This is a genomic window from Gilliamella sp. ESL1225 (genome assembly GCF_058502635.1).
Map to the genome: position 1 here is coordinate 1,710,745 of NZ_CP196358.1, position 16,507 is coordinate 1,727,251.

At 36.2% G+C, this 16,507-nt stretch carries 15 protein-coding genes; 3 read left to right on the plus strand and 12 right to left on the minus strand.

Annotated features, from left to right (window positions below):
* Positions 1 to 127 precede the first annotated feature (127 nt).
* The 6 genes from guaB to ACSYSW_RS07845 form a co-directional block, all read right to left on the minus strand.
* The gene (guaB, locus tag ACSYSW_RS07820; protein ID WP_491705590.1) at positions 128 to 1,594 is read right to left on the minus strand and encodes an IMP dehydrogenase; all 1,467 of its coding nucleotides are present in this window, start codon (positions 1,592 to 1,594) and stop codon (positions 128 to 130) included.
* Positions 1,595 to 1,758: 164 nt separating this feature from the next.
* Positions 1,759 to 2,457, minus strand: a complete 699-nt coding sequence (ubiG, locus tag ACSYSW_RS07825) for a bifunctional 2-polyprenyl-6-hydroxyphenol methylase/3-demethylubiquinol 3-O-methyltransferase UbiG (protein WP_491705589.1) — start codon at positions 2,455 to 2,457, stop codon at positions 1,759 to 1,761.
* 54 nt (positions 2,458 to 2,511) lie between these two features.
* The gene (birA, locus tag ACSYSW_RS07830) at positions 2,512 to 3,465 is read right to left on the minus strand and encodes a bifunctional biotin--[acetyl-CoA-carboxylase] ligase/biotin operon repressor BirA (RefSeq protein WP_491705588.1); all 954 of its coding nucleotides are present in this window, start codon (positions 3,463 to 3,465) and stop codon (positions 2,512 to 2,514) included.
* The gene (locus tag ACSYSW_RS07835) at positions 3,458 to 4,579 is read right to left on the minus strand and encodes an MFS transporter (protein ID WP_491705587.1); all 1,122 of its coding nucleotides are present in this window, start codon (positions 4,577 to 4,579) and stop codon (positions 3,458 to 3,460) included. Before ACSYSW_RS07835 ends, birA begins: the two co-directional genes overlap by 8 nt.
* A gap of 21 nt (positions 4,580 to 4,600) precedes the next feature.
* Positions 4,601 to 5,626, minus strand: coding sequence for a UDP-N-acetylmuramate dehydrogenase (gene murB, locus ACSYSW_RS07840; protein WP_491705586.1), 1,026 nt, complete (start codon positions 5,624 to 5,626; stop codon positions 4,601 to 4,603).
* Positions 5,626 to 7,947: a Tex family protein gene (locus ACSYSW_RS07845; protein ID WP_491705585.1), complete on the minus strand. Its 2,322-nt coding sequence runs from the start codon at positions 7,945 to 7,947 to the stop codon at positions 5,626 to 5,628. The genes murB and ACSYSW_RS07845 overlap by 1 nt, the downstream gene beginning before the upstream one ends.
* Positions 7,948 to 7,987: 40 nt before the next feature.
* On the opposite strand from ACSYSW_RS07845, the gene greB reads away from it, so the two are divergent.
* Together greB and ACSYSW_RS07855 are read left to right on the plus strand one after the other, a co-directional pair.
* Complete coding sequence (gene greB, locus ACSYSW_RS07850; RefSeq protein ID WP_491705584.1) at positions 7,988 to 8,467, plus strand: transcription elongation factor GreB; 480 nt, start codon at positions 7,988 to 7,990, stop codon at positions 8,465 to 8,467.
* 98 nt (positions 8,468 to 8,565) lie between these two features.
* Positions 8,566 to 9,675, plus strand: a complete 1,110-nt coding sequence (locus tag ACSYSW_RS07855; protein WP_491705583.1) for a YcbX family protein — start codon at positions 8,566 to 8,568, stop codon at positions 9,673 to 9,675.
* On the opposite strand, the gene ACSYSW_RS07860 is transcribed toward ACSYSW_RS07855, so the two are convergent.
* The 6 genes from ACSYSW_RS07860 to ilvC form a co-directional block, all read right to left on the minus strand.
* Positions 9,665 to 10,234 (minus strand): cell division protein ZapC, encoded by a 570-nt coding sequence (locus tag ACSYSW_RS07860; RefSeq protein ID WP_491705582.1) that lies wholly within the window; start codon positions 10,232 to 10,234, stop codon positions 9,665 to 9,667. The two genes, ACSYSW_RS07855 and ACSYSW_RS07860, sit on opposite strands and share 11 nt — an antisense overlap.
* A 245-nt stretch (positions 10,235 to 10,479) precedes the next feature.
* The gene (locus ACSYSW_RS07865; protein WP_491705581.1) at positions 10,480 to 11,118 is read right to left on the minus strand and encodes a hypothetical protein; all 639 of its coding nucleotides are present in this window, start codon (positions 11,116 to 11,118) and stop codon (positions 10,480 to 10,482) included.
* Between the two features lie 395 nt (positions 11,119 to 11,513).
* Positions 11,514 to 11,759 carry a hypothetical protein gene (locus tag ACSYSW_RS07870; protein ID WP_491705580.1) on the minus strand — a complete coding sequence of 82 codons (246 nt, stop codon included), beginning with the start codon at positions 11,757 to 11,759 and terminating at the stop codon, positions 11,514 to 11,516.
* Entirely contained in the window at positions 11,759 to 13,669 is a 1,911-nt protein-coding gene (locus tag ACSYSW_RS07875) for a hypothetical protein (RefSeq protein ID WP_491705579.1), read from the minus strand. The genes ACSYSW_RS07870 and ACSYSW_RS07875 overlap by 1 nt, the downstream gene beginning before the upstream one ends.
* Complete coding sequence (locus ACSYSW_RS07880) at positions 13,605 to 14,279, minus strand: hypothetical protein (protein ID WP_491705578.1); 675 nt, start codon at positions 14,277 to 14,279, stop codon at positions 13,605 to 13,607. Before ACSYSW_RS07880 ends, ACSYSW_RS07875 begins: the two co-directional genes overlap by 65 nt.
* A gap of 286 nt (positions 14,280 to 14,565) precedes the next feature.
* Positions 14,566 to 16,044, minus strand: a complete 1,479-nt coding sequence (gene ilvC, locus ACSYSW_RS07885; protein WP_491705577.1) for a ketol-acid reductoisomerase — start codon at positions 16,042 to 16,044, stop codon at positions 14,566 to 14,568.
* Between the two features lie 227 nt (positions 16,045 to 16,271).
* Here ilvC and ACSYSW_RS07890 point away from each other — a divergent pair, with 227 nt between their 5' ends.
* Positions 16,272 to 16,499 carry a YhdT family protein gene (locus ACSYSW_RS07890; RefSeq protein ID WP_491705576.1) on the plus strand — a complete coding sequence of 76 codons (228 nt, stop codon included), beginning with the start codon at positions 16,272 to 16,274 and terminating at the stop codon, positions 16,497 to 16,499.
* Positions 16,500 to 16,507: the final 8 nt, after the last annotated feature.

The following is a 16,507-nucleotide window of genomic DNA, read 5'->3' on the forward strand; positions in this document are numbered from 1 at the left end:
AATTCATAAAAAAACGCCCTTATTTATAATACTAAGTGGCGTTTTTCATTTTCGCTCCTTTATCTGCAATATCGTTTTTTAATTGAGATGATAGGACCTGACTTCTTTGTTGTCTTTACAACGAAAATTAAGAAACAACACGATAATTAGGTGGCTCTTTTGTAATCGTGACATCATGAACATGGCTTTCTTTAATACCTGCGCCAGTAATACGATAAAACTGTGCTTTGGTGCTAAGTTCTGCAATCGTTGCACAACCTGTTAAACCCATGCATGACCGTAATCCGCCCATTTGTTGATGCACAATTTCTTTCAAAGCACCTTTATAAGCAATGCGCCCTTCAATGCCTTCTGGCACTAATTTATCTGCTGCGTTGTCAGATTGGAAATATCGATCAGACGATCCTTTAGACATAGCCGCTAACGATCCCATACCTCGATAAGATTTATAAGATCGTCCTTGATATAATTCAATTTCGCCTGGCGCTTCTTCAGTGCCTGCAAATAAAGAGCCAACCATTACGCAAGAAGCCCCAGCCGCGATTGCTTTTGCAATATCACCCGAGAATCGAATGCCACCATCCGCAATAACAGGAATATTATGTTTTCTCGCAACTTCAACAGCGTCCATAATAGCTGTAATTTGTGGTACACCTACACCCGTTACAATTCGCGTTGTACAAATCGACCCAGGACCAATGCCAACTTTAACTGCATTAACGCCGGCATCAATTAATGCTTTCGCTCCTTCAGCCGTTGCAACATTGCCGCCGATTATTTGTAAATCTGGATATTTTTGTCTTGCATCTCGAATCCGTTGCAGTACACCCTCAGAATGTCCGTGTGATGAATCAATCAATAATACATCAACTCCCGCCTCGACTAATGCAGCAATGCGTTCTTCATTACCCGCTCCCGCACCAACAGCAGCACCTACACGTAAGCGACCTTTTTCATCTTTACATGCATTAGGTTTTTGTTCGGCTTTATTGTAATCTCGAACGGTAATCATACCTTTTAAATGAAATTTATCATCAACTACTAATACTTTTTCGACACGATATTCATGCATTTTTTGTAAAACTTGATCGCGTTGTTCACCTTCTAAAACAGTGACTAATTTTTCTTTCGGTGTCATAACAGCCGTAACCGGCAAAGATAAATCTGTTGCAAATCGTACGTCTCGAGCAGTGATGATGCCAACTAATTCTTGGCGCTCAGTAATAACAGGAAAACCTGCAAAACCATGTTCTTTAGCCAGTTCAATCACTTGATGAATTGTTGAAGTTGGTAAAACCGAAACCGGATCTTGAACAATTCCGCTTTCATGTTTTTTTACACGTCTTACATGATCAGCTTGATTTTCAATAGACATATTTTTATGAATAAACCCAATTCCACCTTCTTGTGCAAGTGCAATCGCTAAATTTGATTCGGTAACAGTATCCATCGCAGCGGATAACATAGGCACATTAAGTTTAATTGTTTGAGTTAGATAAGTACTAATATCAGCAGTATTAGGTAACACAGTTGAATGAGCAGGAACTAATAAGACATCATCAAAGGTAAGGGCTTCTTTTACTATACGAGACATAACAATATTCACCATAAAGTTAAATAGTTGATAAAATATTGCCGACGTATTCTACTCATGTTTACGCGAAAAGACTAGCGTAAATTAATGATTCGCTTAAGAAGCATACAAATTATTATAAAAAATTAGTTTTTTACTTAATTTTAAGGATCTAATGAACAATCTTATTTTTGCGCCATCAAAATATAATTGACATCAATATTCGAGCCAAGCTTAAACTGATTTTTTAAAAGATGATATTCCATACCAATCACATCTTTGACCGTTAAATTAGCTTGTTGAACAAATGCCATTAATTCTGAAGGTCTAATAAAACGATTAAAATCATGTGTCCCTTTAGGAACCAATTTAGCAATATATTCAGCGCCGATGATTAATAATAATCTGGCTTTATGATTACGATTAATCGTTGATAAAAATAATAATCCATTTGGTTTTAATAAGGCAGCACAAGCATTAACAATAGAACTAGGATTTGGCACATGTTCTAATAATTCCATACAGGTAACGATATCGTATTGATTAGGCTCCATAGTAGCTAGTTCTTCAACTGTCTGATTTTTATATAAAATATCTAAATTATTTTGTTTAGCATGAATTTTAGCCACTTCAAGCGATTCATCCGCTAAATCAATACCTGTTACGTTTGCTCCTAATTTTGCTAAACTTTCTGTTAAAATTCCGCCACCACATCCGACATCTAAAATAGTTTTACCATGTAAATCACCGCATTGCTGACGAACAAAATCAACTCTTAAAGGATTTATAATATGTAAAGGCTTACATTTTCCATTAGGATCCCACCATTCAGATGCTAATGCCGAAAATTTATTAATCTCATTAAAATCTATATTCTGCTTCATAAAAAAATCTCTGTTTAGTTGGTTAATCCAATTAATAAAAAAGTTTTAAATTAATTACTCATCAGCTCGCAATGAAATCTCACCACCAATATAAGCATTAATTTGCCCGCCTTCATCTAGTAATAAAGCACCTTGGTTATCGATACCTCGTGCAATACCACGGATCACTTTATCACCAATCAACAATTTTACATGGCGATTAACAAAATTATCTAATCGATTCCAATCATCAAGAAAAGCGGTAAGTCCTTTTTGCTCAAATTCGACTAATTTTTGTTGTAACCGCTTTGTTAATTCCGCCACTAAAAGATTACGATCGATATCTCCTAAATTAGCCCAAGCTTGATTAACGATCGTTAGATCAGGATCGGTCATTGTTAGATTTACTCCGACTCCAATAACAGCATGCGCATAATCACCTGTTTTAGCCACCAACTCGACTAAAATACCGGCTAGTTTTTTATCATTTAAATAAAGATCATTTGGCCATTTGACTTTGATTTTTTGTCCTGATAACACTTGCAAAACATCGGCAACAACGATACCAATTACAAGGCTAAGTCCCATAGCAGCAGCAATACCTTGATCTAACCGCCAATACATTGAATAATACAAATTACTGCCAAATGGAGTAAACCAGCGGCGACCACGACGACCGCGTGCAGCTGTTTGATATTCTGCTACACAACTTTCTCCAGACTGTAAATTATTAATATTATTAAGAAAATATTGATTAGTGGAATCAATGATTGGCAAGATAGTAACTTGACTATTTCCTTGATAAAAAAGATCAATTTTATTTTTATTTAATAAATTTAGGGGAGCTTCTAAGCAATAACCTTTAGCTTGTTTAGAAATAACTTTTACACCCCATTCCCGCAATTGCTTTATGTTTTTATTAATACCTGCACGGGTGATACCAAATTCTTTAGCTAAATCCTCACCTGAATAGCATCTACCATCAGAAAGTAATTCAATTAATTTAAGGAGATTTGAATAATCACGCATGAGTTGCCTTATTTTTCATTAACAAAATAATAAAATAGAGAGAAATAATTGCAAAGCAGACAAATAAGTATTTTTCGCCGACTTCATCCATCACAATCGAAATGATAGCGGGTGCAATCATGCTGCCTAAGGTATTAATTAATAACATGGCTTGATTCATAAGAACAATATCTTGTTTCGGTACGCTACCACATGCCCATGCCATGGATAATGGATAAATGGTAAATACGCCCGCACCTAAAAGAATCAAACCAACAATAATAGAAACATCAAAAAATATTAAAGCACACGCTAATATTACTAACATCGACATGATAATTAATACCAACGATCGCCCATACTTATCAGCTAATTTGCTTGCCGGAATTTGAGCAATGACGCCTGACAAAATCAATACGATCATCAAATAGCTAACTTCTAAATCACTATAATTTTTAGAATAATAGCTAGGTATTAAGGAATAAGAAACGCCGATTAACATGCCGGCAATAACACAACCTATAAGCCCAATTCGTGCAGGTTTATATAAAATCATAGGCATGATATTAAAATGATTATGCTTGCGAACTGGTAATTTATAATGTGTTAATAGGATAAATAAAATAGCAATTGCCAATAATACCGCAACAACAAGTCCAAAATAAAGCACTTGAGACGGGAAATAAGGTAAAAGCGCCTGACCTAAAACAGTCCCAAAATAATAAGTTGTCATATAAATGGCAAGCATTTTACCGCGCGTTTTTAGTGTACCTGTGACTAAAATGCAACTTTCAATCACAACCCATGTGATAGCACAAGCAATACCAATAAAAAAGCGCCATATGGACCAGCTATAAAAATCCATCGATAAACTTAACCCAATTGTTGTGATAGCAAACAAAAGACAGGTTAATGAATAAGTGTATTTCACATTTAATTTATTAATAAACCAATTCGCTAATAAGGCTCCAACTAAATTACCCACAAAATAACTTGAGCTTACAAGTCCAATTTGCCATAACGGAAAATCATTATGCGTTAACCAAAGCGGAACCTGAGTATTTAATGCTGATAAAGAAATGGTAACAAATAATAAACTTGTTAATAATATAAAAAAGGAATGGGAGTGTTTCATAAATAGTTACGTCTTTTTTATTTAGATTAGAGTTAACGATAAATAATCGTCTGCATCAATTTCGCCTTTACTAGCCATAAAGCGGATCTCTGGCGATAATGAGATTTGAAATTTATGATACACGGTATTTCGGACATAACGCGCTAAATCAACAATATCCTTTGCTGTTGCTTGATTTTTATTAACAATAACCAATGCTTGTTTCTCATGAACAGCTGCGCCACCGATTTGATACCCTTTTAATTGACATTGATCAATTAACCATCCCGCAGCTATTTTACTTTTGCTATCCGCTTGCGGATAAGTTGGCATTGAAGGGTAGATTTTTAATAAATCATCGACCTTGGTATTATCAATAATCGGATTTTTAAAAAAACTTCCCGCATTACCTAATACATGTGGATCGGGTAATTTACTTCGCCTAATTTCACAGACTTTATCAAATATTTGTTTAGCGGTCACATTTGCCTTCGAAAATTGCGTTAATTCTCCATAAGATAAAACGGGAAGCCACTGTTTTGGAAGTTTAATACCAACCGAAACAACCGCGTAACCATCGACATATTTTTGTTTAAAAATACTATTTCGATAAGAATATTTGCCATCATAAATACGAATAATCTTACCGCTATGTAATTCTAGTAAATCAACAAAATCAGCGATTTTTTCAAATTCAACACCATAAGCGCCAATATTTTGGATCGGCGCTGAACCGACACAACCTGGAATTAATGCTAAATTTTCAAGCCCAGCTAAATTTAACTGAATTGTTTTTTCGACAACATCCTGCCAAACCTCACCCGCCCCCGCTTTGATATGCCAAGCGTTATCTGTTTCTGAAATATCAAAGCCTTTGATGCGATTAAGGATAACAATGCCTTGAAAATCACAAGTAAATAACGTATTACTGCCTTGACCTAAAATAAGAATTGGCAATTTATTATGATAATGTTGCCAAGTTTGCCATAGTTCCTCAATCGCTGTGACTGTAATTACGTCATATGCCATCACATTAATGCCAAAGGTATTAGGAATTTTATGCTGCATTATGATTTGTTTCCTTTTTTAAAGGCGGCTGCAAATGCATTACCCATCGCACTATTGCCTAAACTTGTTGCTTGTTTATTTACTGCATTGCGATTCGATTTTACGCTTTGATTTGCATCACTTGATTGAGCTGATTTTCCGCTTATTGATTTATCATCAAGGCGCATACTTAATGCTATGCGTTTCCGATTAATATCAACTTCTATTACCTTAACTTTAACAATATCGCCTGTTTTTACAACAGAGTGTGGATCATCAATATATTTGTTAGCTAAAGCCGATATATGGACAAGCCCATCTTGATGAACACCTATATCAACAAATGCACCAAAATTAGTCACATTGGTCACCGCCCCTTCCATCACCATGCCAACTTTTAAATCTGAAATAGTTTCAATATTGTCAGCAAATTGAGCAGTTTTAAATTCGGGTCTTGGATCTCGCCCTGGTTTATCAAGTTCTTTAATAATATCGATAACGGTTGGAACACCAAAATCATCATTAATATAATCGATCGCATTGAGAGATTTTAAATAAATGGTATCACCTAAAATATCACTCAAAGATTTATGATTATGTTCTAAAATTCGTTCAACGAGAGGATAAGCTTCAGGATGAACAGCCGAAGCATCTAGCGGGTTGTCACCATCACTAATCCGTAAAAAGCCTGCACATTGTTCAAACGCTTTGGGACCTAATCGAGCAACCTTCAATAACTGTTTTCGATTAATAAATTGACCATTTTCATTACGCCAATCAATAATATTTTGTGCGATAACTTTATTTAATCCTGCAATTCGTGATAACAACATCATCGACGCCGTATTTAAATTAACGCCAACGGCATTTACCCCATCTTCAACAACCGCATCTAATTTTTTGGCGAGCTGAATTTGGCTAACATCATGTTGATATTGACCGACACCGATTGATTTTGGATCAATTTTAACTAATTCCGCTAAAGGATCTTGAAGCCGTCTTGCAATTGACACAGCACCACGAATTGAAACATCAAGATCTGGAAATTCTTCTGCCGCTAATTGTGATGCCGAATAAACAGATGCTCCCGCTTCACTAACAATAACTTTTTGTCCTTTAACATCTGGATATTTTTTTTGTATATCTAAATAAAAACGTTCTGTTTCTCGCGATGCCGTCCCATTTCCTATTGCAACTAATTCGACCTTGTATTTTATGCATAACGCTGCAATTATCATTGCTGCTTTATCGGCTTGTCCTGTATGAGGATAAATCGTTTCTGTCGCAACAAGTTTACCGGTTTCATCAACAACCGCGATTTTTACACCCGTGCGCAGACCAGGATCCATCCCCATGGTGACTTTCATTCCCGCTGGGGGTGCCATTAACATATCGTGTAAATTGGTAGCAAACACATTTATCGCTTCTAACTCGGCATTTTCGCGCAATGTCGTCATTAATTCGGTTTCCATGTGTAGTAAAATTTTAATACGCCATGTCCAATTAATGACGGCTTTACGCCATTTATCTGCAGCAAAATTATCTAATATAATACCTAAATGTTCGGCAATAATCTGCTCGCAATAACTTTCTTTTGGCGTTTCTTCATATTGAGGATCTGCATTAAGGGATAATTGTAAAAATCCTTCATTACGTCCGCGGAACATGGCTAAGGCTCGATGAGATGGAATTTTAGCAATTTGTTCAGATTGTGCGAAATAATCTCTGAATTTTTCCCCTTCCGCTTCTTTACCGGTCACAACATTAGAGACTAAATGGGCATTATTCCATAAATAATGGCGAATTTTTGCAAGCAAGGCGGCATCTTGTGCAAAACGTTCCATTAAAATATAGCGCGCACCATCTAGTGCACTTTTTACATCATCAATTCCTTTTTCTTTATCGACAAATAATAGAGCTTCAGATTCTGGATCTAATTTAGCATCTTGCCATAATTTATCTGCTAGTGGCTCTAAGCCTGCTTCAATAGCAATTTGCCCGCGAGTGCGACGTTTTGGTTTAAACGGTAAATAAAAATCTTCAAGCTCAGTTTTACTTAGTGTTTGCTCGATACTTGCTTGCAATTCTGCAGTTAATTTACCTTGTTCTGTAATCGACTTTAAGATAGTTTGTTTTCGATCTTCAAGTTCACGTAAATAACTTAAGCGACTATCAAGTGTTCTTAATTGAGTATCATCAAGACCACCTGTTGCTTCCTTTCGATAACGGGCAATAAAAGGAACTGTACTGCCTTCATCTAACAATTGGATGGCTGCTAAAACTTGCTCTGGTTTTACGGCAAGTTCATCCGCTATAATATGGTTTATTCGATTTGCTATCATAGTCTCTCAATCTATTTTTAAAAATGAACGGAATTTTAGTATGCAAAGCGCCAATTATATAACAAGAGAGGGCTACTTGGCACTCGAGAATGAACTTAAATATTTATGGAAAATTGAAAGACCACAAGTTACACAAGCTGTGTCTGACGCTGCCGCTTTAGGTGATCGCAGCGAAAATGCCGAATATATTTATGGTAAACGCCGTTTGCGTGAAATCGATAGGCGCGTAAGATTTTTAACTAAACGCCTCGAAATATTAACTATTATCGATCCTGATCCACGACAAGAAGGTAAAGTTTATTTTGGAGCTTGGGTAAAATTAATTGATGAACAAGATAAACAAGCGATTTATCGTATTGTTGGGGCCGATGAATTTGATCCCAAAAAAAATTGGATCTCAATTAATAGTCCTGTTGCCCGCGCTTTAATTGGTCATCAAGTTGATCACGAAATTAGCGTTACAACGCCAAATGGTAAGATGTTATATACTATTGAGGCAATTAGTTATAAAGAAATTTGATTTTTTATTTTTTTCAAACATTAAAAAAAGATAAAAATCCATTAATTGCACCTTTATGGCAGCTAAGGATATAATTGCGCAATTAATTTTCTTAAACTATGAATATGCTCTCTGTTAAACAGCTTTTTATTTATCCGATTAAATCGATGAAAGGAATATCAGTCCCTCAAGCTTCCCTTGTTGATGGAGGGTTTATGCATGACAGGGTTTTAATGGTATCAGAGCCTGATGGTCGATTTATTACAGCAAGAGAATATCCCAAACTTTTAACTTTAAAAACATCCATTAAAAATAATATTGTGTATATTGGTCAAGAGGATGGACCAGAAATAAGTATTCATTTAGATGATTTTTCGAATAGCCATGAACCAACAGAAGTTTGGGGGAGTCGCTTTACCTCGCACATCGCACCTATTATGGCAAATCGTTATTTAAGTGACTTTTTACAAAAAGACGTACAATTAAGATGGCTCGGTTTACATTCAACGCGGCGCACAAAACGTTATCAAGATGTACCTGTTAGTTTTGCTGATGGTTATCCTTACTTACTTTTAACACAAGCTTCCTTTGATTATTTACAGCAACACTGTCCAGAAACATTAGACATACAACAGTTCCGTGGCAATATTATTGTTGATGGCGCTTTACCTTTTGCCGAAGATGGTTGGAAAACGATAAAAATTGGTGATGTTATCTTTGATATTGTAAAACCCTGTTCACGTTGTGTTATTACAACCATTAATGTTAAAAATAATCACTACTTAGCTAATAATGACCCCTTAAAAACGCTACGATATTTCCGAATGGATGAGCAAGGTGAAATTGATTTTGGCATGAATATGATTGCCCGTAATCATGGACAAATTTCTATCAATGATCCCATTGAGATCCTAGAAAAGCAAATTGCTAAAAATTATATAAAAAGCTTCCCATCGCATAATCTAAAACAACATAAAATCTGTCATATTAGTGTACAGGGTAAAACATACCTTGGTAACAACAAGCAAACTCTTTTGGAACAATTAGAGCATCATCAAATTTTAATGCCAAATTCTTGCCGTTCGGGTATTTGTGGACGCTGTCAAATTCGTTTGATAAAAGGAGAAGTTACAGCGATGATACAATCAGCGATTAAACGAAATAACCGCATTTTAGCATGCAGCACAGTTCCTAAAACCGATATTACGATTGAAGTAATCAAGAAATAGCTGCAAAATCCGCTACTTGATGGTCTTCTAAATAATCATAATGGAATGGTATTAACCTATCATTCATTACTTTGATTGTTTCGCTGAAATAAAACGTTTTATTACTTGCAATAAATGAAGGCTGTGCAATAACACAAAGAGAGGCATTTTCAGCTGCCTCTACAACCATCATATTGACCACATTATGGGTATTTTGTAAATTTACTTTCACAATATCGGCAAAATTGGGCTTAAAATTAGCCTGTGATGGGGCGAAATACCAACTTTTCGGCATTTGTGGTTTTAAAAAATTAGCGGCAACAATAGCGTTAATGGTTAATTCAATGCGCTTAGTTTCAGTTAACGCTAAATATTGGCTATTATCATAAAACTGATAATAAACAGCCGCATGACTAACTGTAAATGGAAAAGCCATAAACACGTCAGGAATAAGCATTTTACTCGGATAACAAGAACGAAATACCATATCATTTGATATTTCAAGCATTAAACTATCGTAGTTTGGATCAAAATACCAACGCCAACTATCTGCTGGGCGAATAGCTTTTTCTCCTACCATGCTTTGAAATCCTCAAATAAGTGAAATGAATTAGCATATGAATATAGCATATGTTTTAATTAAAAAAAACAATCGAATAAATAATAAAGATTATTTAATAATTTAGTTTGAAAAAAAGTTATTTTTTTCGATTTGTATTTTTGTTTTTATTAGTGTGTAATTTAACCGTCTAATGATACATTCATATGTTTGCATCCCTAGTTCTATTTTATTGAACTTTAATAGTCAGCTAGCATCTAAGGATTTTAATTGTCCTTGAACTTGTTACCCTCTGCAGTCATATCGGCTAATGTGTAAATATCTTCGCCGGTGCCATCGGGGAATATGCCGGTTGCTTCAATTAAACTGCCACCGATTGTTGACGTGTATTCACCCGATATTACTTGCCGAGCCCCTGATTGGATATTATCTAGCCCAAAAAATAGTAACGTGGTTGCAAGCCCTAGACCTATGCCGGTTTCAGCTAACGCGCTGGCAGCAATCAGCGTCGCTGCACCTTGTACGACTTTCATCCCCCCTAAAAAGCGGGGCATTTCGTGCTCGGTCCATGTGTACCTGGCTATCTTGTTATCAACAAAGTCAGGCTCAACTGGCTCATTAATCACTTGCCATTTTTCGATATGTGCCCATTTTTTAGGGATTTTAACGCGGCATAAATCCTTGGGGTTATAACGTCCAATCAGTTTGCAATCTGCCGTATCGTTATCGAGATGATAAGGATTATCCTCAATCTGGGGAATGATTTTATATTTATAACTGGAATGAAGTTGAAGCAGTACCTCATCACATTTTGGGAGCTGCGTATAGGCAAATTCAATCCGGGTGCCTTTTAACCGATACTTTTTGCGTGTTTCAAGCAGGATGGGCCTTCGCCTCGAAGGCATTACTTAACTGATGGGGGTTAAGATAGCTAAAATAGTCATCAATAAATGCGCTATTAACCGCGCTTGTTGTATTGAGATAGTTAATAAAAAATGACGAGTTAATCGTCATTTTTTATACAGGATATTTATTATTTAATAAGCTATTTTTAGGACGGGCAAAAATCCTCGCGTTTAAATTGTTTACCTGTGGGTTTAACTTCTTCGACATCAAATCCTATAAGATATTCTTCATCATAAAATAAAGGCTTACACTATATCCATAAGGAATACCATCTTCTTCACTTATTCCCATAATGACGCCTTTTTTCCAACATACTTACCGGTTTTTCTTTTACCATCTAATGATACATTTATATATTTGCTAGCCCTGGGTCTATTTTATTGAACTTTAATAATCAGCTAATATCTAAGGACTTTAATTGCCCATACTCATCAAAAATAATCGTAACTAATCCATAAGGACAATCGGCTGTAATAATTTTATTTTGAAATTCTTCATCTACAACTGATGGTCTATCTCCTTTTTTATCAAATATTATCTCTAAAAAATAACCTTCTCCATTATGCACATTGGGTAAAGAATCTTTCGCTCCTTTCTTCTTTAAATATTCCTGAATTTCTTCTATATTTATTGATGCCATTACTTATCTCCTGTCTTAAGGGGCATAAAATCCCCTTTATTTATTAAATTATTAACTTGATTATTTCGAATTGGACCAACAGAAATTATTTTCATTTCATCTTTTGGAACTGTAATTCTGATTAATCTGCCGTCAATTTCCTGAATTATATTAATGTGTCCAGTTCTCATATCTACTACTCTCGTAGCATTTGGATTATTAGCTAATTTCTGTAAATCGATTTCTGTTAATTTACCAGCTAAATTACCCATCCTAGGATCATTTAATTGTCCTTGAACTCGATCAGCCATTTCAAATTTTTGTATATATGTTCCAGTCGTTTCTTTTTTACCATATTTCAGTTGCTTCTTAACAGCTCTAACCTCCTCTGACCCATATGGACTAAACGTTGGCTCGTCAATAGTAATCATATTACGCTGATTAAGCGAGATATTCTCAACGGTGATACCAATTTCACTGGGTTTAACGGGTGGGGTGCCTTTAATGCTGGTGAGTTTGATGATATTACGGGATTGTGTTGCTGTTTTAATGACTAAGCCCGCTTTACCGGCTGCAGTCATATCGGCTAATGCGTAAATATCTTCGCCGGTGCCATCGGGGAATATGCCGGTTGCTTCAATTAAACTGCCACCGATTGTTGAGGTGTATTCACCCGATATTACTTGCCGAGCCCCTGATTGGATATTATCTAGCCCAAAAAATAGTAACGTGGTTGCAAGCCCTAGACCTATGCCGGTTTCAGCTAACGCGCTGGCAGCAATCAGCGTCGCTGCACCTTGTACGACTTTCATCCCCCCTAAAAAGCGGGGCATTTCGTGCTCAAGGGCTTCGTTTGATTTGCCTTCGGTGGTATAACCCGCAGTCACGAGTGCTGTGTGGCAGACTAAGTCACCGATGGGGGTAATGCGAAAAGGCAGGCAGAATTGCTCACTCAGTACAAAGCTATTCCAAACATTTTGTTTATCGTGCTCGGTCCATGTGTACCTGGCTATTTTGTTATCAACAAAGTCAGGCTCAACGGGCTCATTAATCACTTGCCATTTTTCGATATGTGCCCATTTTTTAGGGATTTTAACGCGGCATAAATCCTTGGGGTTATAACGTCCAATTAATTGGCAATCTGCCGTATCGTTATCGAGATGATAAGGATTATCCTCAATCTGGGGAATGATTTTATATTTATAACTGGAATGAAGTTGAAGCAGTACCTCATCACATTTGGGGAGCTGCGTATAGGCAAATTCAACCTTTGTACCTTTTAACCGATACTTTTTGCGTGTTTCAACATGCTTAATAATAGCCGGTTGCCGCAGGTATTTGAGCAGTTTAAAGGCGTTAACATAGAGGGACTCGATATCGGTAAGATTATCATGTCGCGTGGCGGTTTTAATTGCCGCTGTTAAGCGTGTTTCTTCATCGCGCTCATCACCTGTGCCATCTAACACAAGGGGGCTATAGAGATACGCGCGGACACGTTTAACGATATCGCTATTATGATAGCGATAATCCGCTTTATCAAATCCCTCACTGTGTTTAAGCTGACTAACGGCTGAAATCACGTCCTTGTAGAAAATGGGCGGGTACGTTGCTCCTTCGCTGTCTTCATACGCTAACGTGCCGATGCGTTGCTCGGCGGTAAAAAAATAGGTGTTGTTTAATAATATCAGTAGCTGATAAAACATAAACCCAATGTGCTCATCCGGGCGAAACATATTTTGTTGCCAAAGCAAAGGGGCATAGCGAAAATGCTCGGCGGAATAACCATAATTAATTTGACCCGCCAGGGCGTTATCTATCTCAACCGTAAAGGGTGAATTGCCGGAGGTTAATAAGGCGGTTAAGTCATCAAGCCAGGCTTGTGCCAGTTTTTTTAACGTGTAAGCGTTTATCCCCCCTTTCCGCAAGTTCAATGGCGTTTAAGCCGCCCCCTAGCAGTAAATGTACTTTGGGATACACCTTTTCGGTACTAAATACACTTTTATTCTTACCTAAAAAAATTTCATCGGGGCTAAAATCATGATTGAACAGGAAATGAGCGGCATTAATGTCAGGCGCTGCGCCATCATAAAAGCCGATGGGTAGTGCTGGGCGATTGATGAGCTCAACAATAATCCAAGTGTAATCAGGTTGGTATTCCGGGATTTTTCTATTATATGGAATGGGCGGTGGCATAGGTGGAGAGGATGGGCGCATATCGAAAACGGGATTGAAAATCGGTAAGGTGCGCAAAATAAGTCGTTCGTGATAGAGTGCCTGTAATAAACACTTTGCGACCTTATCGGGATAACGGTGATAATAAGCCGCATAATGTAAGCCGTTTTTTTGCAGTAAGGGATAGAAATTTTTACAGCTATTAGGATTGGCAACGAGCTTTTTAATAATCGGGTGATAGTCGGTTTTATGGAAGTATTTAATGCGACGAGGAAAAAAAGGACTGCATCTAAATTCGCCTTCACCCTCTCTAAATTCTTGTATAAGGTTATCCCACTCGCTTGGGGTGAGCAGTTGATAGTAGTACATGTTTTATTTCCGTTTTTTTATTGTTTATTTTTGGCAGACTTTAATCATCAATTACTTAATAAATAGCAAAAAATGAGTGAGTTATAAAAAATCACTAAGCTAAAAAGATTAGGTTGTCACGTAATTGTTATTAAGTATAATCGATGATTATTACCGGGTATAAGGTAGCATACTGTAAATTATTTGCAAAGCAAAAAGTTGTTTAAGAAAGTGAGATGTAAAAAAAGGTACCTATTGGTACCTTTTTAAGGTTGTTTTAAAAAAGCATCATTTTTAAAATTGTTCTTTAACTCGCAACATTAATTCGTTTCATATCTTTCATGTAGCTTCGTAATTGATGACCGATTTTCTCAATTGGATGATTACGAATATCTTCATTGACGTCACGTAATAACGCATTATCAATACTATTTTCTTGTATTGCTTGTCCAAGATCACCTGTTTGTAATAATGGCATGAACTTTTCTTTTAACAAAGGGACAGCTAAATTAGAAAATAAATAATTTCCATATTCAGCAGTATCAGAAATAACCACATTCATTTCATATAAACGTTTACGAGCAATAGTATTAGCAATAAGTGGTAATTCATGTAAAGATTCGTAATAGGCTGACTCAGGTAAAATGCCCGATTCCAGCATAGTTTCAAATGCTAGTTCAACCCCAGCCTTAACCATAGCTACTAAGACAAGACCTTGATCAAAATAAGCTTGTTCATCAATCTTGCCTTCATAATTTGCTGCTTTCTCAAAGGCTGATTCACCTGTTTCTTTTCGCCATTTTAATAAATTAGCATCGCCATTATCCCAATCTTTCATCATGGTGCTTGAAAACTCACCCGAAATAATATCATCCATATGTTTACGATATAAATCTTTCATGATGATCTTTAATTCTTTTGCTAAAGCATTAGCTCTTATTTTGGCGGGATTCGATAAACGATCCATCATTAATGTAATACCACCTTGTTTTAAAGCTTCCGTTATTGTTTCCCATCCAAATTGTAATAATTTACAGGCGTAAGCTGGGTCGACGCCTTCGGCAACTAATTTATCAAAACATAGTAAAGAGCCAGTTTGTAACATACCACATAAAATAGTTTGTTCACCCATTAAATCAGATTTTACTTCAGCAACAAATGATGATTCTAAAACACCAGCTCGATGACCACCTGTTGCCGCCGCCCATGCTTTTGCAATAGCTAAACCTTCCCCATTAGGATCGTTTTCTGGATGTACAGCAATAAGAGTTGGTACGCCAAAACCGCGTTTATATTCTTCGCGTACTTCAGTACCCGGGCATTTAGGTGCCACCATCACAACGGTAATATCTGGTCGAATTTTTTCACCTACTTCAACAATATTAAAACCATGAGAATAACCTAATGCAGCCCCTTTTTTCATTAAAGGCTGAACCGCTTTAACAACTGCTGAATGTTGTTTATCTGGCGTTAAATTAATAACAAGATCCGCCGTTGGAATTAATTCTTCATATGTGCCAACTTTAAAACCGTTTTCAAAGGCCCTGCGCCATGAAGAACGTTTTTCATCAATCGCTTCTTTACGAAGCGCATACGAAATATCTAATCCTGAATCACGCATATTAAGACCTTGGTTGAGTCCCTGCGCACCACATCCAACAATAACGATTTTTTTTCCTTTTAAATAATCTGCTTCTTTTGCAAATTCTTCACGTGCCATAAAACGACATTTGCCTAATTGGTCTAATTTCTCACGTAGATTTAATTGATTAAAATAATTCGACATTTTATCCTCTCTTTATATAGTTACAACTAGCTATTAAATTAACAGTTCTAATTAATCGTAATGTTGATATAAGTTATTATTAAGATTTAATTGGTTACCACTATATCTTAATTTTAATATTGCTAAAATTGATATATTTAAAATTTAATATTGCATTTTTTGCAAAACACTTGCTAAGCGATATACTTTCTCTTACTCTAGCGACAAATTTCTTAACAGGTTTTTTTATGGATAACCGTATAAAGCAAGCAAATAAAGAAGCCCTACTTTCTTTACTATTGACATTCATCTATTTAATAACATGGATTGTAACCGCTTATTTTTCTGGCGATGGCGTCGGATTTTTAGGTTTTCCATTATGGTTTGAATTATCTTGTCTGTTTTCACCTGTCGCATTCATTTTACTTTGCTGGTGCGTCGTTAAGTTTCTTTTTAAAGAAATCCCACTAGATTAATCCTTTAA